At 42.4% G+C, this 25,514-nt stretch carries 23 protein-coding genes; all 23 read left to right on the top strand.

Annotated elements, in window-relative coordinates; all coding sequences use genetic code 11:
• The first annotated feature begins 461 nt into the window (after nucleotides 1-461).
• The 23 genes from J7E52_RS23920 (at nucleotide 462) to J7E52_RS23810 (ending at nucleotide 25,471) form a co-directional block, all read left to right on the top strand.
• Nucleotides 462-1,346 carry a 2-dehydropantoate 2-reductase gene (locus J7E52_RS23920; protein ID WP_214750836.1) on the top strand — a complete coding sequence of 295 codons (885 nt, stop codon included), beginning with the start codon at nucleotides 462-464 and terminating at the stop codon, nucleotides 1,344-1,346.
• A gap of 4 nt (nucleotides 1,347-1,350) precedes the next feature.
• Nucleotides 1,351-1,743: a DUF3397 domain-containing protein gene (locus J7E52_RS23915; protein WP_214750835.1), complete on the top strand. Its 393-nt coding sequence runs from the start codon at nucleotides 1,351-1,353 to the stop codon at nucleotides 1,741-1,743.
• 109 nt (nucleotides 1,744-1,852) lie between these two features.
• Nucleotides 1,853-3,481: a bacillithiol biosynthesis cysteine-adding enzyme BshC gene (gene bshC, locus J7E52_RS23910; RefSeq protein WP_214750834.1), complete on the top strand. Its 1,629-nt coding sequence runs from the start codon at nucleotides 1,853-1,855 to the stop codon at nucleotides 3,479-3,481.
• Nucleotides 3,482-3,827: 346 nt separating this feature from the next.
• Nucleotides 3,828-4,259, top strand: a complete 432-nt coding sequence (gene mraZ, locus J7E52_RS23905; RefSeq protein ID WP_034313914.1) for a division/cell wall cluster transcriptional repressor MraZ — start codon at nucleotides 3,828-3,830, stop codon at nucleotides 4,257-4,259.
• Nucleotides 4,260-4,311: 52 nt separating this feature from the next.
• Entirely contained in the window at nucleotides 4,312-5,244 is a 933-nt protein-coding gene (rsmH, locus tag J7E52_RS23900) for a 16S rRNA (cytosine(1402)-N(4))-methyltransferase RsmH (RefSeq protein WP_034313911.1), read from the top strand.
• Between the two features lie 32 nt (nucleotides 5,245-5,276).
• A complete protein-coding gene (gene ftsL, locus J7E52_RS23895) occupies nucleotides 5,277-5,633 on the top strand; it encodes a cell division protein FtsL (protein WP_214750833.1) in 357 nt (118 codons plus the stop codon).
• 2 nt (nucleotides 5,634-5,635) lie between these two features.
• A complete protein-coding gene (locus J7E52_RS23890; protein WP_286198048.1) occupies nucleotides 5,636-7,792 on the top strand; it encodes a penicillin-binding protein in 2,157 nt (718 codons plus the stop codon).
• Nucleotides 7,793-7,904: 112 nt separating this feature from the next.
• Nucleotides 7,905-9,827: a stage V sporulation protein D gene (locus J7E52_RS23885; RefSeq protein WP_214750832.1), complete on the top strand. Its 1,923-nt coding sequence runs from the start codon at nucleotides 7,905-7,907 to the stop codon at nucleotides 9,825-9,827.
• A 158-nt stretch (nucleotides 9,828-9,985) separates the two neighbouring features.
• Nucleotides 9,986-11,458: a UDP-N-acetylmuramoyl-L-alanyl-D-glutamate--2,6-diaminopimelate ligase gene (locus J7E52_RS23880; RefSeq protein ID WP_214750831.1), complete on the top strand. Its 1,473-nt coding sequence runs from the start codon at nucleotides 9,986-9,988 to the stop codon at nucleotides 11,456-11,458.
• An 89-nt stretch (nucleotides 11,459-11,547) separates the two neighbouring features.
• The gene (gene mraY / locus J7E52_RS23875; protein ID WP_214750830.1) at nucleotides 11,548-12,525 is read left to right on the top strand and encodes a phospho-N-acetylmuramoyl-pentapeptide-transferase; all 978 of its coding nucleotides are present in this window, start codon (nucleotides 11,548-11,550) and stop codon (nucleotides 12,523-12,525) included.
• Nucleotides 12,526-13,878 carry a UDP-N-acetylmuramoyl-L-alanine--D-glutamate ligase gene (murD, locus tag J7E52_RS23870; protein WP_214750829.1) on the top strand — a complete coding sequence of 451 codons (1,353 nt, stop codon included), beginning with the start codon at nucleotides 12,526-12,528 and terminating at the stop codon, nucleotides 13,876-13,878.
• A 159-nt stretch (nucleotides 13,879-14,037) separates the two neighbouring features.
• The gene (spoVE, locus tag J7E52_RS23865) at nucleotides 14,038-15,138 is read left to right on the top strand and encodes a stage V sporulation protein E (protein ID WP_098371083.1); all 1,101 of its coding nucleotides are present in this window, start codon (nucleotides 14,038-14,040) and stop codon (nucleotides 15,136-15,138) included.
• Between the two features lie 354 nt (nucleotides 15,139-15,492).
• Complete coding sequence (gene murB / locus J7E52_RS23860; RefSeq protein ID WP_214750828.1) at nucleotides 15,493-16,401, top strand: UDP-N-acetylmuramate dehydrogenase; 909 nt, start codon at nucleotides 15,493-15,495, stop codon at nucleotides 16,399-16,401.
• Nucleotides 16,402-16,532: 131 nt separating this feature from the next.
• The gene (locus tag J7E52_RS23855; RefSeq protein ID WP_214750827.1) at nucleotides 16,533-17,315 is read left to right on the top strand and encodes a cell division protein FtsQ/DivIB; all 783 of its coding nucleotides are present in this window, start codon (nucleotides 16,533-16,535) and stop codon (nucleotides 17,313-17,315) included.
• The gene (locus J7E52_RS23850) at nucleotides 17,302-17,994 is read left to right on the top strand and encodes a DUF881 domain-containing protein (protein WP_214750826.1); all 693 of its coding nucleotides are present in this window, start codon (nucleotides 17,302-17,304) and stop codon (nucleotides 17,992-17,994) included. The genes J7E52_RS23855 and J7E52_RS23850 overlap by 14 nt, the downstream gene beginning before the upstream one ends.
• Before the next feature lie 41 nt (nucleotides 17,995-18,035).
• Nucleotides 18,036-18,746 (top strand): DUF881 domain-containing protein, encoded by a 711-nt coding sequence (locus tag J7E52_RS23845; RefSeq protein ID WP_214750825.1) that lies wholly within the window; start codon nucleotides 18,036-18,038, stop codon nucleotides 18,744-18,746.
• Nucleotides 18,746-19,126: a small basic family protein gene (locus J7E52_RS23840; RefSeq protein WP_214750824.1), complete on the top strand. Its 381-nt coding sequence runs from the start codon at nucleotides 18,746-18,748 to the stop codon at nucleotides 19,124-19,126. Before J7E52_RS23845 ends, J7E52_RS23840 begins: the two co-directional genes overlap by 1 nt.
• 249 nt (nucleotides 19,127-19,375) lie before the next feature.
• Nucleotides 19,376-20,674, top strand: a complete 1,299-nt coding sequence (gene ftsA, locus J7E52_RS23835) for a cell division protein FtsA (RefSeq protein WP_214750823.1) — start codon at nucleotides 19,376-19,378, stop codon at nucleotides 20,672-20,674.
• A gap of 44 nt (nucleotides 20,675-20,718) precedes the next feature.
• Complete coding sequence (gene ftsZ / locus J7E52_RS23830) at nucleotides 20,719-21,876, top strand: cell division protein FtsZ (RefSeq protein ID WP_214750822.1); 1,158 nt, start codon at nucleotides 20,719-20,721, stop codon at nucleotides 21,874-21,876.
• Between the two features lie 460 nt (nucleotides 21,877-22,336).
• Entirely contained in the window at nucleotides 22,337-23,263 is a 927-nt protein-coding gene (gene spoIIGA, locus J7E52_RS23825) for a sigma-E processing peptidase SpoIIGA (protein WP_214750821.1), read from the top strand.
• A gap of 58 nt (nucleotides 23,264-23,321) precedes the next feature.
• Nucleotides 23,322-24,041 carry an RNA polymerase sporulation sigma factor SigE gene (gene sigE, locus J7E52_RS23820; protein ID WP_034313874.1) on the top strand — a complete coding sequence of 240 codons (720 nt, stop codon included), beginning with the start codon at nucleotides 23,322-23,324 and terminating at the stop codon, nucleotides 24,039-24,041.
• A 150-nt stretch (nucleotides 24,042-24,191) separates the two neighbouring features.
• Nucleotides 24,192-24,971, top strand: a complete 780-nt coding sequence (sigG, locus tag J7E52_RS23815) for an RNA polymerase sporulation sigma factor SigG (protein WP_034313871.1) — start codon at nucleotides 24,192-24,194, stop codon at nucleotides 24,969-24,971.
• 230 nt (nucleotides 24,972-25,201) lie between these two features.
• Entirely contained in the window at nucleotides 25,202-25,471 is a 270-nt protein-coding gene (locus tag J7E52_RS23810; protein ID WP_053345249.1) for a YlmC/YmxH family sporulation protein, read from the top strand.
• The last annotated feature ends 43 nt before the right edge of the window (nucleotides 25,472-25,514 follow it).

The raw sequence follows: 25,514 nt of genomic DNA, 5'->3' as shown, positions 1-25,514 counted from the left end.
AGCTCCCCCTTAATTCTGATAAACCTCTTCCGATAAGTACCCTTTGAAAGTCATCCCACTGATCTTTACCATGTGGAATTCCAGCTTAGGTTATATCTAGTATGACATCATCGATTTATCCTAGCTGATTAAATGCTTATAGCCTTTTATCCCCCGCCCTTTTCCCTTCGTTTTTCTCGTGGGTAGAGATTGGAGTTATCTTTTGTTCCTATAAAGTCTTCAAAATGGCTAAGCTTTTCGTATCTAATATACCATTAAATTAACGCTTAAAGAAGAGAATATATCTGGCGTATTAATAATTCTTTCCATTGATATTTTATGGCGAGCCTTGTTGATGGCAGTTCAACTTCATTCAATCAGGTTGGCTGCGTTTCAAAAGCAGTTGATGTTAAATTGATGCGGGATAAAAAAGATAATGTGATAAAATAGTAAATATATTTCAAAAAGTAAGGAAGGGTTTTATGAGGATTGGAATCATTGGGGGAGGGGCCATCGGTCTGCTGTTTGCGTCTCGTTTAAGTGAAAAACATCGTGTGACTCTCTATACCCATACTGCGGATCAGGCGTCCATCATCCAACGTGATGGAATCCGTCTTATTGCGGATGATGAAAGCCGGCTGCTGACAGGCATCATTTCTATGGGGCTGGATGAAGGGGTATCGGATGTGGATCTTCTTATACTGGCCGTCAAGCAGTATCACCTGCCGCAAATACTGCCTAGAATCAAAGGTATTCAGGTTCCATTGCTATTCTTGCAGAATGGCTATGGACATATTTCTTATTTAAAGCAGCTTCAATCCCCGACCATATATGTGGGGGTGGTGGAGCATGGGGCATTGAAACATGACGGGAATACCGTCGAGCATACAGGGCTCGGCATTACAAGGGTCGCTTCCTTTAAAGGGGAACTTGAGCAACTATCGTTAGTGGATGAAAAGATCGATCATTTTCCTTTTACGAAGAGTGAGGATTTTCACTCGATGCTGATGGATAAGCTTGTCGTCAATGCAGTGATAAATCCATTAACAGCGATACTTGGCGTGGAAAATGGCGGTTTGATCAACAATCCCTTTTATTACCGATTGTTTCAAGACCTTTTTGAAGAAGTCTCCGGTATTTTGGAACTTCAAAATAAGGATGAGTCCTTTGAAAATGTGAGGTCCGTTTGTATGGCAACAGCGGAAAATCGATCGTCGATGCTAAAAGATTTAGAAAATGGCCGTAAAACGGAAATTGATGCTATTTTGGGTCATATCCTCTCGGAGGCAAAGAGCAAAGGGAAAAGTGATTGCCTGACGTCTTCTTTATATAAGATGGTCAAAGGAAAAGAGTCTCAGGGGGGATGAGGATGTGCCGTACGTAGTTTCAAACCTTGCCGCGATATTTATTACCTTGCCTTTCGCAGGATACATACTTTTTTTTATAAGTGCTAAACAATTCACTGGAAACCATAGGCGCTCCGTTCAATTTGCAATGGACATGAGTACGCTGCTGTTCATATTATCCGTCCATTATTTGATCATTACGATTTGGGATAAGCAAATTCTTTGGGTGATCATGCTCATCATGATTCTTAACGCATTCGTGGTGGCCCTTGTCCATTACAAGGTAAAAGAAGAAATCATTTTCCATAAGGTATTAAAGGGTTTTTGGAGAGTGAACTTCGCCTTCTTTTTCGTGGCTTACCTTCTGTTATTTTCCATTGGTATAATTACGAGTATTACGAAGATATTGACTACATAACATAGAACATCGCATCAATTTTCTGCTGCTGGGCAACTTCTTTTGTTTTCTTAAACCGGAATGTTATACTCTAAAAAGAATTGTAGTTGCAGAGAAAGGGAGAACAGAAATGGAGATGAAAGATCTCGCGTTACCATCTTTAAACCGTTTTGCATCGGACTATTTACAAAACCGTCTTGAAACGGAGGATTATTTTCACTATGACTTGTCTAAGCCTGACATTTATCTCAATAGATATAGTGAATTGATGAACCGCTCTTTTTCACGTGATGAATTGTCGAATTACATACAACAATACATGTCTCGTCTTTCATTCAGTGAGGCAGTTAAGGGGAATATTGAAAGGTTGCGCATGGATGATTCCGTGGTTGTGATTGGGGGACAGCAGGCAGGGTTATTATCAGGGCCGCTGTATACCATTCATAAAGTGATTTCGATCATTAAGCTTGCGGAAGAACAGGAAAAAGAATTGGGGCAGCCAGTCATCCCAGTTTTTTGGATAGCTGGAGAAGATCATGATTTGGCTGAAGTCAATCATGTTTATGTCATGAAAAACGGTAAACCCGATAAAAAAACCTATCCTTCCTATCAATCGTATAAAACAATGGTTTCCGACGTGGAGCTGGAAACGGAAAAGGCAGAGAAGTGGCTTGAGGAAATCATTGAAACATATGGAGAAACGGCCTTTACGAATAAACTCCTGATTGAGATGAAGGAAACCATTAAGCAATCGAATACCTTCGTCGACTTCTTCGCCAGGCTGATTCATGAATGGTTCAAAGAATATGGCCTTTTACTAGTCGATGCCGGAGATCCGGAATTAAGGCGAATTGAGAAGGCATATTTTGAATCGATGGTCAATGAAAGTGGACGGATTGCTGAAGTGGTCGAGGAACAGCAATCATTCATGCATGCGAAAGGGTATGCAAAAATGATTGAAATGGATAAACAAGCTGCTAATTTATTTTATTATGATCCAGAAAAAAAAGATCGATGTTTACTCGAACGTGTAGAAGGCGGTTTCAGCGGAAAAAACGGTGAGGTATCATTTACCGAGCTCGAACTGTTGCAGATAGCCAAAAATCATCCAGAACGCTTAAGCAACAATGTCATTACACGCCCACTTATGCAGGAAATGCTTTTCCCTGTATTGGCTTTCGTTTCTGGGCCAGCGGAAATAGCTTATTGGGCAGAATTAAAAAAGGTATTTGAGTTGTTTTCCATGAAGATGCCGCCAATCATTCCTAGGTTAAACATCACGCTGGTAGAGCGCAGTATCCATAGCGATCTTGAAGAAATGGAACTCAGTTTGGAAACTGTTCTGACTGAAGGAACCGCTAATGCTGTGAAAAGTTACCTTGATTCCGTGAAGGATGAGACGATTGAAACCCTGTTCGGGACGCTGAAATCACAGCTTGAAGAGAACCATGAAAAGCTATTTGTCCACGCTGTTTCTTTAGATAGAGGACTTGAGCCGATGCTGAACAAAAATATCGAATTCATCCAAAAGCAATTGAATTTCATGTATGGCAAAATCGGTGACCGTACAAAGGAACGGCATTCGGTCATATTGAAAAGATATGAACGGATAGCAAATTCACTGTACCCTCTTGAATCACCCCAAGAGCGGATTTGGAACGTTTTTTATTACTTGAATCAATACGGGCCAGAGTTCGTTCGGGATATGATGAAACTGGAATACCGGTTCAATAATCAGCATAAATTGATTTTCATTTAGAATAACCATCCGTTTTGGGGGAAAGTGGTGGACTGATCATTTTGAATAGGATTGCCACTTTCCAATCCTGACGGAGGGATTAAAAAGTGAAAAGAAAGACAGGTGCTAAAAAGCCTGTCTTTTTTTCTGTTTCCCGGGTACTTGTCAGGTAGTGCTTCGACAGTAATAGTGAGGCTGCGTCTTAGTCTGAGTCAATTCGAGGGAAATGCACGTTTCTTTGAATAATTTGGCTAAATAAACTTAAGTAGAAAAGAAGGGAATTTTTACTTGGAAGGAGAAAGTAAAAACAAGTGGAGAAAGGTGGGGGAATGTGGTACATTGAGATTAGAATGTGGGGGTAATGGGTATGTTCATGGGAGAGTACCATCATAACATCGACATAAAGGGCCGTTTGATAGTCCCGGTGAAATTCAGGGAAAATCTCGGGGAGCAATTTGTTCTTACCCGCGGACTCGATCAATGTTTATTTGGTTACCCTATGGAAGAGTGGAAGCTGCTTGAAGAAAAGCTGAAAGCCCTGCCCTTAACAAAAAAAGATGCCCGAGCCTTTACCCGTTTTTTCTTTTCTGCAGCTACAGAATGCGAAATTGATAAACAAGGGCGAATTAATATCCCCACGCCGCTTACTTCATATGGCCAATTGGAAAAAGAATGTGTAATTCTTGGTGTTACCAATCGTATTGAGATTTGGAGCAAATCCCTTTGGGAAAACTATTTTTCAGCTTCGGAGGATTCTTTCGCTGAGATAGCAGAAAATATGATTGGCTTTGATATTTAAGGCTGCCCTCAGAAATAGAGTCACTCAATAACCGATTGGAAGGATGTCTAGCATGTTTCAACATACAACAGTGTTATTAAAAGAGACGGTTGATGGATTGAACATCAAACCTGATGGAATTTATGTGGATTGTACTTTAGGAGGAGCCGGTCACAGCGAATACTTACTTTCACAGCTCTCTGATAAAGGCAGGCTTTATGCTTTTGATCAGGACGAAACGGCGATTCGAAATGCTAAGGAAAAGTTGGAAAGCTATGGCGAACGTATTGTTCTTGTTCCTAATAATTTTAAATACTTAAAAGAAGAGTTGAATGCCCGGGGAATCGAGAAAGTGGACGGGATCCTTTATGATTTAGGTGTGTCATCCCCACAATTGGATACACCAGAGCGTGGTTTCAGCTATAACCATGATGCACCTTTGGATATGAGGATGGACCAAAGTGCTGCCATTTCTGCCTATGATGTCGTGAATACATGGTCATTCCATGATTTACTGAGAATTTTCTTCCAATATGGAGAAGAAAAGTTTTCGAAACAAATTGCTCGGAAAATTGAAGCGGCACGTGAAATAAAACCTATTGAAACGACGTTCGAGCTTGTGGAGTTAATTAAGGATGGGATACCGGCCCCGGCAAGACGTAAAGGCGGACACCCTGCGAAACGAGTGTTCCAAGCAATAAGAATCGCTGTGAATGACGAACTTGGTGTCTTTGAAGATTCCTTGGAGCAAGCCATATCGCTTTTGGATAAAGAGGGAAGGATATCTGTCATTACCTTCCATTCGCTTGAAGATAGAATTTGTAAAACGGTATTTAAAAAGGCCAGTAGCATGCCGGACCTTCCGCCTGGACTTCCAGTTATCCCGGATGAATTCAAGCCAACTATGAAAATTATTACGAGAAAACCGATTTTACCTTCAGAAGAAGAATTGGAAGGGAATAATCGTTCCCGGTCGGCTAAGCTAAGAATCGCCGAAAAGCAATAATTACAGAAAAAAATCAGTAAGGGGGAACATGAATGAGTTCCATAGCCAAAAAAATGCAAGAACAGCAATATGAAGACCAACAGCCGCAACAGACACATCAAACAGTGGTCATCCGTAAAGCGAAGATATCCATTGGTGAAGTTTTCTTACTATGTGCCCTTGCTATCATGGTTACCTTTATGGGAGTGAAAATTGTCTCTAATCAAGCGGCCATCTATGAAACGAATAAAGAGATCCAGCTAGTGGAAACGTCGATTGAAGAACAGGGCAAAGTGAATGATGATTTGAAAGTGCAGGTTGCTGAACTTAGTACATACGAAAGAATTTGGAAAAAAGCTGCAGCGCTAGGGTTCAAGCTAAATGAGAATAATGTGAAGGGTGTGCAGTGATAATGCAGAAACAAAAAAATATGAAGCATGGGGCAGCCGGATTATTCTTCTTATTCGGCCTGCTCTTTTTTGTATTAGTCTGCCGCTTTTTGTATATTCAGGTGACAGGAACAGCAGGCGGGGAGGTACTGGCTTCGAAAATCGACAAGAAATATGAAAAAAAACAGGTCATAGAAGCCAAAAGGGGAAGCATACTCGATACAAAGGGTGAAGTCATCGCCGAGGATACTTCCTCCTATATCTTAAGGGCTGTACTCAGTGAAAAGGAGCCCGAGCATGTCAAGGATCCGGAGATGACCGCGAGTAAGCTTGCAAAATATATCGACATGGATGAACAGGACATTTATGAAAGACTTACGAAAAAAGGGGCATACCAGGTGGAATTTGGCAGTGCCGGCAAGGATTTGACTCAGGTCGTCAAGCAGCAAATAGAAAAATTGGAACTGCCGGGAATTACATTCGGAAGAACCAATAAACGTTTCTATCCTAATGGAATTTTCGCCTCCCATCTGATTGGCTATGTAGAAAAGGATGAAGAAACGGGAGAAATGGCTGGTAAGTTCGGCATTGAAAGGTACCTCAATAAAGAATTGCAGGAAACGGATGGGAAGCTGACATATGACAGTGACTCATGGGGCTTCCTTTTACCGGATAAGGAGGAAAAGGTGGTTGCCCCGGATAATGGCAATGATGTCATGCTGACCATCGATAAGAAAATACAAACGTTCTTGGAAGATTCGATGAGCAAAGTGCAGGAAAAATACGATCCCGAGCAAATCATAGCGATTGTCTCCAATCCAAAAACGGGGGAGATTGTGGCGATGGGGCAAAGGCCTACCTTCCATCCGACAACGAAAGTCGGGCTTACGGATACATGGCGTAACCTGGCTATTGAAGAAACCTTCGAACCGGGTTCAACGATGAAAACATTCACCCTTGCCGCGGCTGTTGAGGAAGGGGTCTTTAATCCGAATGAAACTTTTGTTGCAGGAACCTACAAAGCCGGATCGGGGAAAATCGGAGATCATAGCGGAATCGAAAGAGGGAAGAGCATGACCTTTCTTGAAGGGGTTCAACGCTCCTCCAATGTCGCTTTTGCTACACTTGCAATGGATAAGATAGGGGCGGAAACTTTTCGTGAGTATTTAACTAAGTTCGGATTTGATAAAAAAACGGGAATTGACCTGCCGAACGAGATAACCGGTAAAATTCAATACAAGTATAAGCTTGAAAAAGTGACCACATCCTTTGGACAGGGTTCGACCGTTACACCGATTCAACAAATCCAAGCTGCATCCGCAGTAGCCAATGACGGAAAAATGATGCGGCCATACGTGATAAAAAGCATTTCCGATCAAGATACCGGCAAAATTTTGAAAACGACAAAGCCGAAAGTGACAGGGCAACCGATTTCGAAAGAAACTGCAAAACAGGTACGTGATTATTTGGAAACGGTAATTTCCGCGAAAAAAGGAACTGGGAAAAAATATGCCATTGATGGATATGAAGTAGCGGGAAAAACCGGTACTGCACAAATTCCAGGTCCGACAGGTGGATATTTAGAAGGGAAAAATAACTATGTATTCTCCTTTCTAGGTATGGCTCCAAAAGATGATCCGCAGTTGGTCATGTATGTGGCGGTCAAGCAGCCGAAGTTAGGTGTATCTTATGTTGGGGCCGATCCTTTGTCAGAGATCTTTAATCCTGTCATGCAAAATAGCCTGCAATATCTAAACATCAAACCATCTGATGTTAAAAAACAAAAAGCAAATAAAATCGTTGACTATACGAATCAAACCGAGAGTTCAGCTGCCAAAGAACTGAAGGAACTTGGCTATGATGTAAGTACGATCGGAAGTGGACGTAAAGTGGTCGATCAATCCCCAAAAGCCGGGAGCATACTGTTACAGGGTGAAAAGATAATCCTGAGGACGGAAGGTGAAATGAAAGTTCCTGACATGAAGGGTTGGTCCCTGCGCGATGTCATGAAATTGGCTAAGGTTGCAAAACTGGATCTGAAAACTGAAGGTACTGGATATGTGAGTAAACAGAGTCTTGAGGCCGGGAAAAAGGTGAAGGAAGGAGAATCCATCAATATTGAATTATCCCAGCCTGATGGGGCTGGTGTAGATATACCGACTAAAGAGAAAACAGAGTGAAGATAAAGAGGGAATCCATTTGGATTTCCTCTTTATTTCTTTCAAAGTTTCTAGTCTAGCATCGAGTAGACAAGCATATATTGAAGCATGTATGAAATGGAGGTGCCTGTTTTTGCGTGTTTCGAATGTTACTGTCCGAAAACGGCTGGCAATAGCATTGGCGATCGGTATCGTTGTTTTTTTTATCATTGATATCCGATTGGGAATTGTACAGTTTTATCTAGGGGATAAGTTGACGGGGCTGGCTAAAGATTCCTGGAGCAGGAATATTCCTTTTGAAGCCAAACGAGGAGAAATTCTGGATCGGAATGGTGTCGAGCTGGCAACGAATATATCTGCGCCAACGGTCTATGTCATCCCAAGGCAGATCGAGAATCCTGGGGAGACGGCGGAACAGCTTGCTTCAATATTGGATATGACAAAGGAAAAGGCTTATCAATGGTTAACGAAACAGGCGATGAGCGTCAGGATTCCGGAAGGCAGAAAGATATCTCATGAAAAGGCGAAGGAAATTAAAGCATTAGGGATAAAGGGCGTTTATATCGCTGAAGATTCAAAGCGCCATTACCCATTTGGTGAATACCTTTCGCATGTCCTTGGCTTTACGGGCTCTGATAATCAAGGGTTGATGGGTATTGAATTGTCGTATGATAAGGAACTAAGCGGGGAAAAAGGATTTGTTAAATTTTACTCGGATGCGAAAGGGAAACGGCTTGAGAATATGGCCGATGACTATAAGCCTCCTGTTGATGGTGATAACTTGAAGCTTACGATCGATAGCAAAATCCAGACAATTGTGGAGAGGGAGCTCGATAATGCGGAGGCGACATATGACCCCGATGGTATAATTGCCATTGCAATGAACCCGAATACAGGGGAAATATTGGCAATGTCTAGCAGGCCAACCTTCGACCCAGCTAATTTCCAAAATGTACCTTCAGAAGTGTATAATCGTAATTTACCAGTTTGGAGTATATATGAACCAGGTTCGACTTTTAAGATCATCACACTAGCTGCGGCGCTTGAGGAAGGGAAGGTCGACTTAGAAAAGGAACATTTTTATGATTCCGGACATGTGGAAGTGTCAGGGTCTACACTGCATTGCTGGAAAAGCGGTGGACATGGGGACCAAACTTTTCTTGAAGTCGTCGAGAACTCATGTAACCCAGGTTTTGTAGAATTAGGGAACCGGCTTGGTAAAGACAAGCTGTTTAAATATATAAATGATTTCGGGTTTGGGCAAAAGACGGGGATTGATTTAACCGGTGAAGGAAAAGGAATCATGTTCAACATGGATCAGGTGGGTCCGGTTGAGCAGGCAACGACCGCGTTTGGACAAGGTGTAGCCGTAACGCCCATTCAGCAGGTGACAGCGGTATCGGCGGCTGTGAATGGCGGAACTTTGTATACACCTTATATCGCGAAGGAACTGGTGAACCCCAAAAATGGGGAAGTGCTGATGCGAAAGACCCCACAGGCGAAGAAAAAGGTGATTTCAGAAGCAACCTCGAAGAAAGTCCGTGAAGCACTTGAATCCGTTGTCGCCCAAGGTAGCGGTAAAGGAGCATTCGTGGAGTCGTACCGGGTCGGCGGGAAAACGGGTACAGCCCAAAAAGCTGAAAATGGCCGATACCTTGAAAATAATTATATTCTCTCATTCATTGGTGTCGCACCGGCGGATGATCCGCAAATCGTCGTTTATATAGCGGTGGATAATCCGAAAGGAACGGTACAATTCGGCGGGGTAGTTGCCGCACCGATCGTTGGGAACATCATGGAGGATTCACTTAGGGCCATGGGCATCAAGCCAAGGAAAAACCAGATTGAGAAGGAAACGGTCTGGACGGATCCCGTCATGGTCGAGGTACCTGACGTTGTGGGTCTCAGCAAAAAAGAGTTGCAAACCCAGCTCATCGACCTTAAGCTGGATATTGCCGGAAATGGGGATAAAGTCATAAATCAAGCCCCGGATCCAGGCGTTAAAGTAAAACAAGGCTCTACAATAAGAATTTATCTTGGCGAAAATACAGAATAAGTATAATATAATATATGAATAGTTAAAGCGGCTGAAGAATCATCAGCCGCTTTGTTTACGGAGTCGGGATAACCCCGTATAATTGAAATTGGTTTCTCGACAAGCCAAGGCTAATCACATATAATGAATCCTCAAATTAAGTTGAGAGGGATGGAAAAATGAAGCTTCACAAATTACTATCTTATTTAAACTCCTTATTTACGTATGAAGGAGAAAATCCTGAAATCACCTCCATTGAAAATGATAACCGTAAAGTCATAGACGGAAGTTTATTTGTTTGTATAAAAGGTTATACAGTCGATGGTCATGATTTTGCCCAACTTGCTGTAGATCATGGAGCTGCAGCAGTCATTGCCGAAAGGCCGCTTGACCTCGATGTTCCCGTGATCGTAGTCAGGGATTCGAGCAGGGCGATGGCGGTGCTTGCCGATGCATTCTATGGCCATCCGACTCAAAAGATGCGCTTGATCGGAATTACAGGTACGAATGGAAAGACGACGACCAGTCACTTATTGGAAAAGATTTTCGAGGATCGACAAGAAAAAACGGGCTTGATTGGCACGATGTATACAAAAATTGCCGATAAGGTATATGAAACTAAGAATACGACGCCAGATAGCGTAACGCTGCAGAAGGCTTTTCATGAAATGGCCGAAGCATCCGTTACCACGGCCATTATGGAAGTCTCATCGCATGCACTTGAGCTTGGACGCGTCCATGGCTGTGATTATGATATTGCCGTCTTTACGAATCTTACACAGGATCATTTGGATTTTCATAAAACCATGGACAGATACAGGCAGGCAAAATCCTTATTTTTCTCACAGCTCGGCAATGCTTACATAGAAAACCGTCCTAAATATGCTGTGCTTAATGCTGATGATGAGGCAACAGCTGATTTCATTAAAGCGACTGCTGCTACAGTGGTTACATACGGCATAGATAAAGAAGCAGATATCAGGGCCACGGATATAAAAATTGATGCAAATGGCACATCTTTCACCTTGACAGCTGGTAAAGAAGAGCGTTACATTCAGCTGAAGCTAATTGGTAAATTCAGTGTTTATAATGTACTCTCTGCCATCTCTGCCGCTCTGTGCGCCGGTAACGATCTGGATGAGACAATTAGATCCATCGAGGAAATAAAAGGTGTTGCAGGCCGTTTTGAGCTCATTGCAGCAAATCAGGACTTTCCGGTCATTGTTGACTATGCACATACTCCGGACAGTTTAGAAAATGTTCTCAAGACTGTTGGTGAGTTTGCTAGAAAGAAAATCTTTGTGATAGTGGGCTGCGGCGGGGACCGAGACAAGACAAAGCGCCCCATCATGGCCGAAATTGCTTGCAGCTTGGCGACTGACCCGATCTTCACTTCGGATAATCCGCGCAGTGAAGATGCTGCCCAGATCCTGCGGGACATGGAAGCTGGTGTAGCAGGCAAAGAATATACGGTTATCGAAGACCGCAGGCAGGCGATAGCTTACGCTGTTTCCAAGGCGGAAGAGGGCGATGTTATATTAATAGCTGGAAAAGGTCATGAAACCTATCAATTGGTCGGTGACGAAGTGCTTCACTTCGATGACCGTGAAGAAGCGGAAAAGGCGATTCAAAGTCGTTTGGGTTCAGTTTGAACCGAAGCTGAAATTGCCCTGCAGCAAATAAGAAAAGACATCAAGCAGAATTTTATATTTGAATTGTGTTAGGAATGAGGGAGTAAGGAATGTTGGAACAAGTGATTTTTTATACGATTTTGGTGGCGTTTTTAGTAACCGTTCTTCTTTCGCCGATTTTCATCCCGTTTTTAAGAAGATTGAAATTCGGGCAAAGTATCAGGGAAGAAGGCCCACAATCGCATCTGAAGAAAACGGGAACACCCACCATGGGCGGTTTGGTCATATTATTATCCGTTACCATCGCTACACTAATCATGACTTTGAAATTTTCGGCACCTTCAACCGAAACGTATTTATTATTATTCGTTACTTTAGGTTTTGGTTTATTAGGTTTCCTGGATGATTTCATCAAAGTGGTCATGAAGCGTAACCTAGGATTGACTTCCAAGCAAAAACTGCTTGGACAAATTGTGATTTCGGTCATCTTTTATTTCGTCTTTAAGCAGACAGACCGTTTTAATCCTGAATTGACGATTCCAGGCACTGACTTTTCTTTTGATTTTGGCTGGTTTTATCTGTTTATCGTTATTTTTTGGCTTGTAGGTTTTTCGAATGCCGTCAATTTGACGGATGGGCTTGATGGACTTGTCTCAGGAACATCAGCCATTGCCTTTGGTGCTTTTGCCATTTTGGCATGGAGTCAGTCACAATATGATGTCGCCATTTTTTCGGTGGCGGTTGTCGGTGCAGTACTTGGATTTTTGGTATTCAATGCACATCCAGCAAAGGTTTTCATGGGGGATACCGGTTCCTTGGCCCTTGGAGGAGCGATCGCAACCATCGCTTTGTTAACGAAGCTTGAAATCCTCCTGGTAATCATTGGCGGTGTCTTCGTCATTGAGACGCTCTCGGTCATCCTGCAGGTAGGGTCTTTTAAAACGACTGGTAAACGTATTTTTAAAATGAGTCCGCTTCACCACCATTATGAGCTTTCAGGCTGGTCGGAATGGCGCGTCGTCGTGACTTTCTGGACAGTGGGGCTGCTGTGTGCGGTACTCGGAATCTATTTAGAGGTGTGGATATAATTGAAAGAGACTGCAAAGTATTCAGAGAAAAAGATATTAGTATTGGGTTTGGCAAAAAGCGGAGTGATGGCAGCTTCGCTTCTACATAAATTAGGTGCGTTCGTGACGGTTAATGACATGAAGCCATTATCGGAAAATCCTGAGGCTCAAGGACTTCTTGAACAGGGAATCAAAGTCATCTGCGGCAGTCATCCGATCGAGCTTCTTGATGAAGGTTTCGAGCTGATCGTGAAAAACCCCGGAATCCCCTATCGGAACCCTATTATAAAAGGGGCATTGGAAAAAGGGATTCCTGTTATCACGGAAGTTGAACTGGCCTATCAGATAAGTGAGGCACCTTTCATAGGAATCACTGGTACAAATGGGAAAACTACCACGACCACATTGATATACGAAATGTTGAAGACCGGTGAAAAATCCCCGCTGATTGCCGGTAATATTGGGACAGTGGCTTCCGGTGTTGCTGAAAAAGCGAAGGCCGATGACTCGATCGTCATTGAATTGTCGTCGTTTCAGTTAATGGGAATAGACGAATTTCGTCCTGAAATCTCAATCGTGACAAATTTGTATGATGCACATTTGGATTATCACAGTTCCAAACAGGAATATGTCGAAGCAAAAGCTGCCATTACGAAAAATCAAATAGCCTCGGATTTCATGATTTATAATGCAGATCAAGATCTTGTTATATCCATGGCGAAAAAGACCAAGGCTGAACTTGTTCCTTTTTCAGCTGAAGTGAAACATGAGAATGGTGCCTATGTGGAAGATGGTGCCGCCTGTTTCCGAGGAGAAAAAATCATTGAAGTTTCAGAGATAGCCCTTCCTGGGAAGCATAATTTGGAAAATGTACTCGCGGCCATCTCGTCAGCCAAACTGAAGGGTGTAGCTAATGAAGCCATTCAGACTGTACTGAAAACATTTTATGGTGTGGAGCACCGTCTGCAGTTTGTGGCAACGATCAATAACCGTAAATTTTATAATGATTCGAAAGCGACGAACATTCTTGCAGCATCCAAAGCGCTAACATCCTTTACGGAACCTGTCATCTTATTGGCAGGCGGTTTGGATCGCGGAAATGAATTCGATGAGTTGAAACCGGCGATGAAAAATGTCAAAGCCGTGATAACTTTTGGTGAAACGGCAGAAAAAATTGAACGGGTAGCCAAAGAAATAGGAATAGCGAATATAAAACGTGTCGATAATGTAGAAAAGGCCGTGCCGGCTGCATTTGAATTTTCAAATGAAGGCGACTGCATTCTTCTCTCCCCAGCTTGTGCGAGCTGGGATCAATATAAAACTTTTGAGCAAAGAGGAGACATGTTTATGGAGGCCGTGCATAAACTTAAGTAAGAGCTTTCGCAGAGAGAAGTGAACCTGCTTCTACGTTGACACCAAGGAAAGAAGCGATAATGAGCCGTTATCGCTTTTTTTTTGACTAAAGTGCTGACAAGCAATCAGCATTGATGTTTATATTCGCAGGCTCGAAAAACTTCCTAGAGGTGGATGTCCGTGCCATTAAAAAAATCGAATCCTGATCTCATTCTCATTATCGTCACCTTAAGTCTTTTGACTGTTGGATTAATCATGGTTTACAGCGCGAGTGCCATATGGGCAACATATAAATTTGATGATTCGTTTTATTTTGCTAAAAGGCAGTTGCTGTTTGCCTGCGTTGGTGTCATAGCCATGTTTTTCATCATGAATGTGGATTACTGGACGTGGCGGACCTGGGCCAAGATCCTTATCATCATATGTTTCATTATGTTACTGGCTGTGCTTGTACCAGGTATAGGGATGGCGAGAAATGGTTCCAGGAGCTGGATAGGTGTAGGTGCCTTTTCGGTCCAGCCCTCTGAGTTCATGAAGCTGGCGATGATCGCTTTTTTAGCTAAATTTTTATCAGAACGGCAAAAGCTGATCACCTCCTTTAAAAAAGGGATGCTTCCATCTTTGGGTTTAGTGTTTTTGGCATTTGGTTTGATCATGTTACAGCCGGACCTTGGAACGGGAACGGTAATGGTGGGAACGTGCATCGTCATGATTTTTATTTCCGGGGCAAAAATCAGTCATTTTGTCGGCTTGGGCCTTATCGGGGTAGCAGGTTTTATCGGTCTGATTTTGTCAGCGCCATACCGGATAAAAAGGATCACGTCTTTTCTGGATCCTTGGGAAGACCCTTTGGGCAGTGGATTTCAAATGATTCAATCGTTTTATGCAATCGGGCCAGGGGGATTGTTCGGACTGGGACTCGGGCAAAGCCGTCAAAAGTTTTTCTATTTACCAGAACCGCAGACTGATTTCATTTTTGCCATACTTTCCGAGGAACTAGGCTTCATCGGGGGCTCTCTCGTCATTTTATTATTTGCGCTCATGCTTTGGCGGGGCATTCGGATCGCACTTGGTGCACCTGATTTATATGGGAGCCTTGTGGCGGTGGGAATCATTGCGATGGTCGCCATTCAAGTGATGATCAATATAGGGGTGGTAACGGGACTGATGCCAGTTACGGGTATCACCTTGCCCCTCTTGAGTTATGGCGGTTCATCACTGACGCTCATGTTGATGGCGATAGGGGTGCTCCTGAATATTAGCCGTTATTCAAGGTTCTGAAATAAATAAAATATATGGTTTGGCAAAAGGGAAGTCCTGTTATAAACGCAGGGCTTCCTTTTTTTAGTTGAAAACCCTTGCAGGAAAACGATTTTGGAAGGTACCTTGCCGAAATTTAGAAATAAATGAAATGCCGCTTAAATATTACCATGTATGAATGTTGTGGAATCCACAATAAATATTGGCAATAAGGCTTTGTTTAGACTATAGTATAAGAGGGTTAGGCCGTACTGGGGCTTGCTTCTGTTCATTTTTCTGCTAAAAAGCGTTATTAATCTTGTAATATAAGTGACCTCATGGAAGAGGAAATGAAAATTATAACTTGGAATTTTTGGAACAACAAGGAGGTTTATCATGGATAATGTGATAAAGCAATTAACTGAAATGAAAATCGGCAAAGTTCTTGAACAGGAACCGCTTGCGAATCATACAACTATGAAAATTGGGGGGCCGGCCGATTTATTCATCGTGCCGTCATCCATAGAAAATATAGAAAAAACGATGCAGGTCATCAAAGAGCATGGAATGCCATGGAGGGTGGTCGGCAGGGGCTCGAACCTACTTGTCAGTGATGGCGGAATTGAAGGTGCCGTACTTAAATTGGGTAAAGGACTTGATCATCTCGAGATGAATGGGACGGAGATAAAAGCAGGAGCTGGGGTATCACTTGTCAGCCTGTCCGTGCAAATCAGTAAAAAAGGGTATGCAGGATTGGAATTTGCGAGTGGGATTCCCGGTTCCGTCGGCGGAGCCGTCTATATGAACGCTGGGGCACACGGTTCCGATATGAGTGAAATTCTCAAGGCGGCATATGTTCTTTTCGAAGATGGAACGTTGGCTTGGCTTTCGAAGGAAGAAATGGATTTTTCTTATCGAACTTCTCTGCTTCAGAAGAAAAGACCCGGTATCGTACTGGAAGCAATTTTTCAATTGACAGAGGGCGATAAAATCGAAATCGTTGAAAGAATGCAGAATAACAAGAATTATCGTAAAGAAACCCAGCCGTATAATCTTCCATGTGCCGGGAGCATATTTAGGAATCCACTTCCGCATCATGCTGGTAAATTGGTCGAAAATGCAGGCCTGAAGGGTCATTCTATTGGCGGTGCCCAGATTTCACCAATGCACGGGAACTTTATCGTTAACACAGGTAATGGAAGTGCAGCGGATGTTCAAGCCTTGATACAGCATGTGAAGGATACTGTGTATGATAAATTTGAAATTGAAATGGAAACAGAAGTGGAAATTATCGGCAGAAAATAATAGGATTCATTATATCCAAATATTGTGATATAATGTGTTACCTTTTAAAGTTTGTTAATAACCAAATATTGAGTTTGTCTTGATTTCGCACTTTCAAGAACCATCCATTTTTTCAGGAAGAGGTGAAGGGGATGGAAAAGGGGAAAATCGTTTCCATTGAGGACCGCATCCCGAAATTAAAACAATTAAGAAAAAGCAAAGCAAACAGGCGACTTATTCTTTTGCTTTCCCTTTTCTTCATTCTGGTTGCTTGTGTGCTATATTTCTTATCCCCGTTGAGCTATGTGAAATCAGTGCAGGTAGAGGGGAATCGTTATATTACTTCCAAACAGATCATTAAATTGAGTAAGGTGAAGAAGGATCGAAGCATCTGGAAGGTTGATACAGGGGAAGCAGCAGCCAATATCAAAAAAAATCAAGAAATAAAAAGCGTTAAGGTGACACCGGTATTTCCTAATTCCATTAAAATTACGGTTTCGGAACATAACAGGATGGCATATCTGTCCAATAATGGGAAGTTTGCACCGATTTTGGAAAACGGGTCCGTTTTAGAGGAGTTAGCAACAGGCGAAATTCCAGTATTTGCCCCTGTTTTAATTGGTTTCAAAGAGGGTAAACCATTAAAGTTGCTTTTAGAAGAGCTGGACAAGCTTCCTGTCGAGATTCAGAATGCCATTTCAGAAATTCATTACGCTCCAACCAAAACCGATGACTACCATATCGTCATGTTTATGAACGATGGGTTTGAAGTAAGTGCCACAAGCCGTACTTTATATGAGAAAATGATTCACTATCCATCGATAGTCAGCCAGTTGGATCCAGACGTTAAGGGAGTCATCGATCTGGAAGTGGGTTCTTATTTTAAAGCATATGAAGACGCTGAACAAAAGGAAGACACCAATGAGGAAAATTAATGGCAAACGGGTGGTTTTACCCCTGGTTTGCGTGGTTCTCGGATTCATGATTGCCTTCTCTTACAATCTGACCAAAGATGGTGAAGGTGCAGGGAAGGATAAAGCCTGGGACCAGGAATATGAGCTCAGGCAGCAGCTGATCGAACAAGAGAAACAGAACCGGGAACTTCAGAAGGAACTCCTTCAGAAGCAGGAAAATGTATCCCAAATAGAAAAGGACTTAGCGCAGGAAAAACAGCTTTTTTTCAATTTGGCAAAGGATACGGAAAAATACCGGATGTTTCTCGGAAAAGTGAAAGTGAAAGGCTCAGGCCTTCAGGTGACGCTTGAAGATGGTACGGATATGGATTCGGAAGCCAATGTTAATAACTACCTCGTCCATGAACAGCATGTCTTCAAGGTCGTCAATGAACTATACATATCGGGTGCAGAGGCTGTTGCGATTAACGGTCAAAGGTTAAATCATGATTCATACATAATCTGTAATGGGCCTGTGATTACAATCGATGGCCATCAGCATCCTGCTCCCTTCATCATTTCTGCGATCGGGGACCCGGATGTCCTGGGTGCTTCACTGGACCTGCCCGGTGGCATCAAGGAACAGCTGGTTAATGAGAATATTATCTTTACAGTGGAAAAGCAAAAGAATATCATTTTTGATCCAATTATTGGAGGGTGATCAGACCGCCGGATTCGATGAAAGATTGGTGAGAAATTGGAATGAAAAAAAAGCTTTCTTTTAGTTTGGTTACGTTGATTGCTGGCTTCATGCTCGCTATTCAATTCAATTTGGTGAATCAGCCTGTCGTTTCCGATACAAGGGATATGTGGGAGCTGAAAAATGATTTATTGAAAGAACAGCAGACCCAGGCGGAGTTAATAGAGGGTATCAGTAAGCTTGAGGGAAAAATAGCATCCTATGAAACAAAGAAAAATGAGAGTAAAGAAGAAGTATTGCGTGACACGCTGACCGAATTAAAGACTGACGCAGGTTTGACCGAAATAAAAGGCAATGGGGTCATCGTATCTATACAGCCTATCAAAGCGGATATCCTTCTTGGTGAGAAGGTCGAGTACATTTCACCGGTATTGATCATTCGGCTCATTAATGAAATGTATAGGTATGGTGCTGACGAAATTTCCATTTCAGGACAAAGGTATATATCAACATCGGTTATTCGTGATATTAATGGGCAGCCGAAAATGGACGGATACCCTCTTGTTCATTACCCGGTCGAACTGCAGGCAATAACCGTTAATCCAAAGAAACTGAAGCAGCGCATAGAAGGTTCCGAACTTATGGATGATTTCTTTATAGATAATTTTGAAGTGCAGATTAAGCTGCCTTCCGGTGAATTGACATTGCCGGCCTACCAAAATGCTATTAATGTAAAACACATGGAACCCATTATGGATGGGGGGGAATCGTAATGTGGCTTCCCGTTTTTGGGCTATTGATTGGGATCACCCTTGGTTTTTTGGTGGATTTTGATATTCCCCATGAATATTCGAATTACCTCTCCATTGCCGTGCTTGCTGCTTTTGATACCTTATTTGGGGGCATACGGGCTCATCTGCAAAATCTTTATGATGAAGTTGTTTTTGTAACAGGATTCTTCTTTAATATTGTTTTAGCCGCAGGTTTGGCTTTTCTAGGTGTACATCTTGGTGTAGACTTATATTTAGCCGCAATCTTTGTGTTCGGCGTAAGGCTGTTTCAAAATATTGCCCTGATTAGAAGGATCCTAATTGAAAAATGGTCCATTTCCCGGAAAAACAGAAAAAAAATCGATAATTTTAAAGGGAATTAAGTTATAAATGACGAATAGTTTATGGCAGTATCTAGTTTATTAAGGATATCAGTTTCGTTAAAGAAGCGAACGATAAGCACCGTAAAGAGAGAAATCTACGAGTTTTGTTCGGGAAATACAAAAATGAACCGCTTATTATGAAATTCGCGAGTTGTTGTAATCAGTTCTGTCATTCTATAATGTATAAGTCTTCGATATAAAAATGTTATTCTACTAATACATGTATAAAACTGAAGGAGGTGCCATGGAATGAACAGCAACGAAATATACGTAAGTCTTGACATCGGTACATCCAGTGTAAAAGTTATCATTGGGGAAATGGTCAATGACACATTAAATATAATCGGTGTGGGAAATGTTAAATCAGAGGGGCTCAAAAAGGGTTCGATCGTCGGCATAGATGAAACCGTCCAATCCATTCAAAAGGCTATAGAGCAAGCAGAACGGATGATAGGGATGGAGATAAAAAAGGTAATCGTCGGCATAAGCGGAAATCATGTGACGCTTCAGCCGTGTCATGGGGTAGTAGCGGTATCCAGTGACAATAAAGAGATTACCGAGCATGACGTTTTCCGTGTCAGGGAAGCGGCGGAGTTAATAACGATACCATCCGACAGGGAAATCATCGACGTGGTGCCGATCCATTACAAAGTTGATGAACTTGATGAAATCAGTGATCCAAGGGGCATGATAGGTGTCCGGTTGGAAATGAGAGGGATTTTAATCACAGGTCTTCGGACAATTTTACATAATACGCTGCGCTGTGTGGAAAGGGCAGGGTTAGAAATAACCGATATCGCCCTTCAGCCCTTAGCCGCAGGTTCCCTTGTTCTATCCAAGGATGAAAAGGAACTTGGTGTGGCACTTGTCGATATTGGCGGAGGTTCCACGACTCTGGCAATTTTCGAACAAGGCTATTTACAATATACGTCTGTGATACCTATAGGCGGGGAAACACTTACGAAGGATCTTTCCATCGTTCTAAGGACAACGATGGAAGAAGCTGAGAAAATAAAAGTGAAGCATGGACATGCCTTTTATGATGACGCGTCTGAAGATGAAGTATTCCAAATACCGATCATCGGCAGCGATCAGCAGCAGACCTGCAACCAGTTAATGCTTTCGGATATCATTGAAGCGCGGGTGACCGAAATATTCGAGTTGATTCAAGATGATTTGAAGAGACTTGGCTTCCAGGATATACCGGGTGGTTTCGTGTTGACCGGGGGCGTCGTCAAGATGCCGGGAGTCCTGGAGCTGGCTCAATATGTGTTCCAAAACCGCGTAAGGACAGCTGAACCGAATTACATCGGTGTCAGGGAACCTCAATACACGACAGCTGTTGGTTTGATTAAACACGCATGCAAGAAAGAGAGAATGCAAAAAAACACCGCTAATAAAACTCCTGTAGCAGCTGGACAAGCACAAGAAGATAATGACCAGCGCAGCCAGAAGGTTTCTCAGAAAAACAAAGAGAACACGGCTAAAAAACAAGGTGAAAAAGGTGAATCTAAATTCAAAAAAATCCTAGGTTACTTTTTTGAATAACAATCATTAAGAATCGGGAATTTCGTCAAAATAGGAGGATTGTCATGTTGGAGTTTGATTCTAATCTAGAACAATTAGCAACGATAAAAGTAATAGGTGTTGGCGGCGGCGGAAACAATGCGGTAAACAGAATGATCGAGCATGGTGTACAGGGTGTTGAGTTTATTTCTGTCAATACCGACGCACAGGCTCTTAATCTATCAAAAGCAGAAATCAAAATGCAAATCGGCGGGAAGCTTACACGCGGTTTGGGTGCGGGTGCCAATCCCGAGGTGGGAAAAAAAGCTGCAGAAGAAAGCAAAGAGCAGATAGAAGAAGCGCTTAAAGGTGCCGATATGGTATTCGTAACGGCTGGAATGGGCGGCGGTACAGGAACGGGGGCTGCTCCTGTCATAGCTGGCATTGCTAAAGATCTAGGGGCACTTACAGTGGGTGTAGTTACGCGTCCATTTACCTTCGAAGGCCGAAAACGTGCAACACAGGCACAAGGCGGCATTTCATCCATGAAGGAATCGGTTGACACACTGATCGTCATTCCGAACGACCGCCTCCTTGAAATCGTCGATAAAAGCACGCCAATGCTTGAAGCATTCCGTGAAGCCGATAATGTACTTCGTCAAGGTGTACAAGGGATTTCAGATCTAATTGCTGTTCCAGGTCTTATTAACTTGGACTTTGCCGATGTGAAGACCATCATGTCCAACAAAGGTTCCGCACTTATGGGAATCGGGATTTCCTCAGGGGAAAACCGTGCGGCGGAAGCGGCGAAAAAAGCCATTTCCAGTCCGTTGCTTGAAACATCGATTGATGGTGCCCAAGGCGTACTGATGAATATTACCGGTGGTACGAACTTAAGTCTATTTGAAGTCCAGGAAGCGGCCGATATCGTGGCTACTGCATCCGATCAAGACGTAAACATGATTTTTGGTTCGGTTATCAATGAAAACTTAAAAGATGAAATCGTCGTTACGGTAATTGCAACAGGCTTTAACGAGGTTGAAGCTTCAATAAGGCCTACTGGACGTCCAACACTCGGACAACAGCAGCAATCTAGACCTCAGACACAACAAACGCCACAGCCAAACGTGAAGCGTGAAGTGAAGAGGGAAGAAGTCAATGAACAGCCTTCACGTAATGCCAATCAAGGTGACGAGGCCTTGGACATTCCAACCTTCCTCCGTAACCGTAATAGACGCCGGTAATACCGACGTCACTTGCCGTCCCCGTATGGGGACGGTTTTTTGTCGTTAATCAATGAATTCCTTAACAGCATTAGTGTCCAATGACCTTATAATAATGGGGCACTCTTCAGCTTTATCACCCGGACCGAAGTGCTTCAACGAAATCTTCATAATAGCATCCTTGATCTTGTCTGAATGTCCCTGAGCGGTATCTGACGGATTGCCTTGACAGAAGGCATCCAAAAAGATGAGAGAACTATAAATTATTAAACTTTTATAACATAAATCGACAGAAGTAAAAGGGAGCAGGATAGTCTCTAAGACAGTATTGAAAATATCAATAGTTGTTTTTCTACAAAAAGGGTAAAAATGACTGAAAAACTCTTAAGTTTTCAGTACAAAAAGTGACACACTTTCTAAGGGCAGGTACGCTATACTTTTTGCTAGTGGAAGGTTAGTTCATAAAAGGAGGGGAGGGTGTTTGACTTTATATTTAGATGTGATCTGGTTGTTGAATTGGTTATTTGACTGCCTCCTTTTATATTGGACCGCAATCATTCTCAAACGAAGGGTAGCTCTTTGGCGGGTATGCATTGGCGGGCTGATTGGTTCCGTCATTATCGTATTGGCATTCACTCCTTTTTATGCAATTGCCGACCGAGTGTACATGAAGATTTTAGTATCCCTGGTCATGGTGCTGGCAACCTTTGGGTTCAATAGGTTAAAACTTTTCATGAAATCGGTGGCCACTTTATATTTCGTGACGTTTTTATCGGGGGGAATCCTTCTGGGACTTCATTACCTATTTGAATTCCAAGTCGTGTCCAAGGACCCTGGTCAATATGCAGGAATCAACCGTTTTGGCGACCCTGTCAGCTGGATATTCGTAATGATCGGGTTCCCGCTCGCATGGCAATTTTCCAAGCGAACACTTGAAGGAATGGAGATGACAAAGCTTACACATGAACAAATGGTTTCGGTCTCGGTTAAAATTTCTGACTTTGAAGGAAAATTTCATGGATTGGTGGATAGCGGCAATCAACTATATGACCCGATTACACGTTCCCCAGTCATGATCATCTCTCTTTCAGGCGGGGAAGCAGGAATCCCGGACGATATGCTGGAGCTCTTTAAAAACCCTGATAACCTCATTAGTCAGGAAGTGCAGCCCGAATACTCATGGACAGGAAGAATGCGTGTCATCCCTTATAAAGTCGTGGGTCATGAACATCAGCTGTTAACCGCAATCAAACCGGATTACATCAAAATCATTCAAGGAGAAAAAGAATTTCATGTCAAGCAGGGTCTCGTTTCGTTTACCTTTCAGCAACTCTCTCCCGACAATAGCTATCAATCTATCGTTCACCCGAAAATGTTAACCGGGATACCGGTGCAAAATGCCTCCTGAACCATCGATTCACTCTAAAATTTGACCCATAATCCGTTTATTAGAAGGGAGAATTATTTTGAAGAAATTCATTCTTCGGCTCACTTATTTTTGGTACAAACTATTGTTCAAGCTCGGATTGAAAACGGACGAAATATTTTATATTGGAGGGAGTGAGGCACTGCCGCCTCCCCTTTCAAAGGAAGAAGAGGCAATACTGATCAATAAATTACCCAATGGTGATGAAGCTGCACGATCGATCTTGATTGAACGTAATTTAAGGCTTGTGGTTTATATTGCCAGGAAATTCGAAAATACTGGCATCAATATTGAAGATTTAATCAGCATTGGTACCATAGGTTTAATCAAAGCTGTGAATACATTCAATCCTGAGAAGAAAATAAAACTGGCTACATATGCTTCGAGATGCATCGAGAATGAAATATTAATGTATTTGCGCAGAAATAACAAAATCCGTTCTGAAGTTTCTTTTGATGAACCTCTGAATATTGATTGGGATGGAAATGAACTACTGTTATCCGATGTACTTGGAACGGACGATGATATTATCACGAAGGACCTTGAGGCAAACGTTGACCGTAAGCTGCTGACAAAAGCACTTACACAGTTATCCGAACGTGAAAAACAGATAATGGAACTCCGTTTTGGACTTGCAGGCGGAGAAGAAAAAACCCAAAAGGACGTTGCCGACATGCTGGGGATTTCCCAATCTTACATTTCGCGTTTGGAAAAAAGGATTATTAAGAGGCTTCGAAAAGAATTTAATAAAATGGTGTAAAAAAATAATGTGCTTAAATGTCAATCAAATCAATACTTTGGTAGCTATAATGAAAAATAATGGGGATTTTCTGTTCTAGCCATGTGCATATTTTTTCCTCCCACGGAGATACTGTTTTTTGTACAGCGCTCCTGTGAGGAGGGAATAATTTTGTCTCGTAATAAGGTTGAAATCTGCGGTGTGGATACATCAAAATTACCGGTTTTAAAGAATGAAGAAATGAGAAAACTCTTTAAAGAACTGCAAGATGGCGATATTTCAGCAAGAGAGAAACTGGTAAACGGGAATCTTCGACTCGTTCTAAGCGTCATTCAACGCTTTAACAATCGGGGAGAGTATGTAGATGATCTATTTCAGGTAGGCTGTATAGGGTTAATGAAGTCGATAGATAACTTTGACCTAGGTCAAAATGTTAAGTTTTCAACGTATGCTGTACCGATGATTATTGGAGAAATCAGAAGATATCTTCGTGACAATAATCCGATTCGGGTATCCCGTTCTTTAAGAGACATCGCTTACAAAGCTTTGCAGGTAAAAGAGAAGCTCATAAGCCAGACCCTTCGTGAGCCGACGGCTGAAGAAATCGCCAAGGTGTTGGAAGTACCTCATGAAGAAATTGTTTTTGCACTAGATGCTATACAAGATCCAGTTTCACTTTTTGAACCGATTTATAATGATGGCGGGGATCCGATTTATGTACTCGACCAACTGAGTGATGAAAAAAATAAAGATAGTACCTGGATTGATGAAATAGCTATAAACGAAGGCATGAGACGGTTGAATGACCGGGAAAAAATGATCCTTCGCAAACGGTTTTTCCAAGGGAAAACGCAAATGGAGGTAGCCGAGGAAATCGGCATTTCACAAGCACAGGTCTCCCGATTGGAAAAAGCCGCAATCAAGCAAATGAATAAAAATATCCAACAGTAGAAGCTGAGCATGAGAAGTAGTTAGCTGAAGCGGGTAGGGCAGAAATGTCGATACCCGCTAAGCAGCTGCTTATCCATAGCGGCTTTTTTATTTTGTGGAAAATCCCTTCCGGAAGGTATCGTGAATAGAATGGACGTTTATTTATCGTATTCTTCATCCTTGAGCGCATCATGTCATATACATAGGAATAGGACCTTCATCTATGATGAAATTTTGAGGAGCTGAGTGATGTGACCAGGATTTCCGAATTTCAAATTAAGGATATCGTCAATATAGCGGATGGTAAGAAATTAGGTAATATGTCAGATCTTGAAATCAATACGGCCACGGGGAAAATAGAGGCGATCATCGTTTCAAATGGAACCAGGTTAATGGGTTTTTTTGGCAGGGAACAGGATATTGTGATTCCATGGCGTAAAATAAAAAAAATCGGTGCAGATGTCATTCTTGTTGAACATCAGACGGTATTTCAAGCAGAACTGAAAGATGAACGGTTTTAAAGGTGCATGGCGCAAATATATGATACACTAGACTAAAAATAAA

This window comes from Bacillus sp. ISL-34, from assembly GCF_018613325.1.
In the GTDB taxonomy this organism is placed as follows: Bacteria; Bacillota; Bacilli; order Bacillales; family DSM-1321; genus Peribacillus.
The sequence above is the reverse complement of the archived record's forward strand: the minus strand, read 5'-3'. Positions and strand labels throughout refer to the sequence as shown.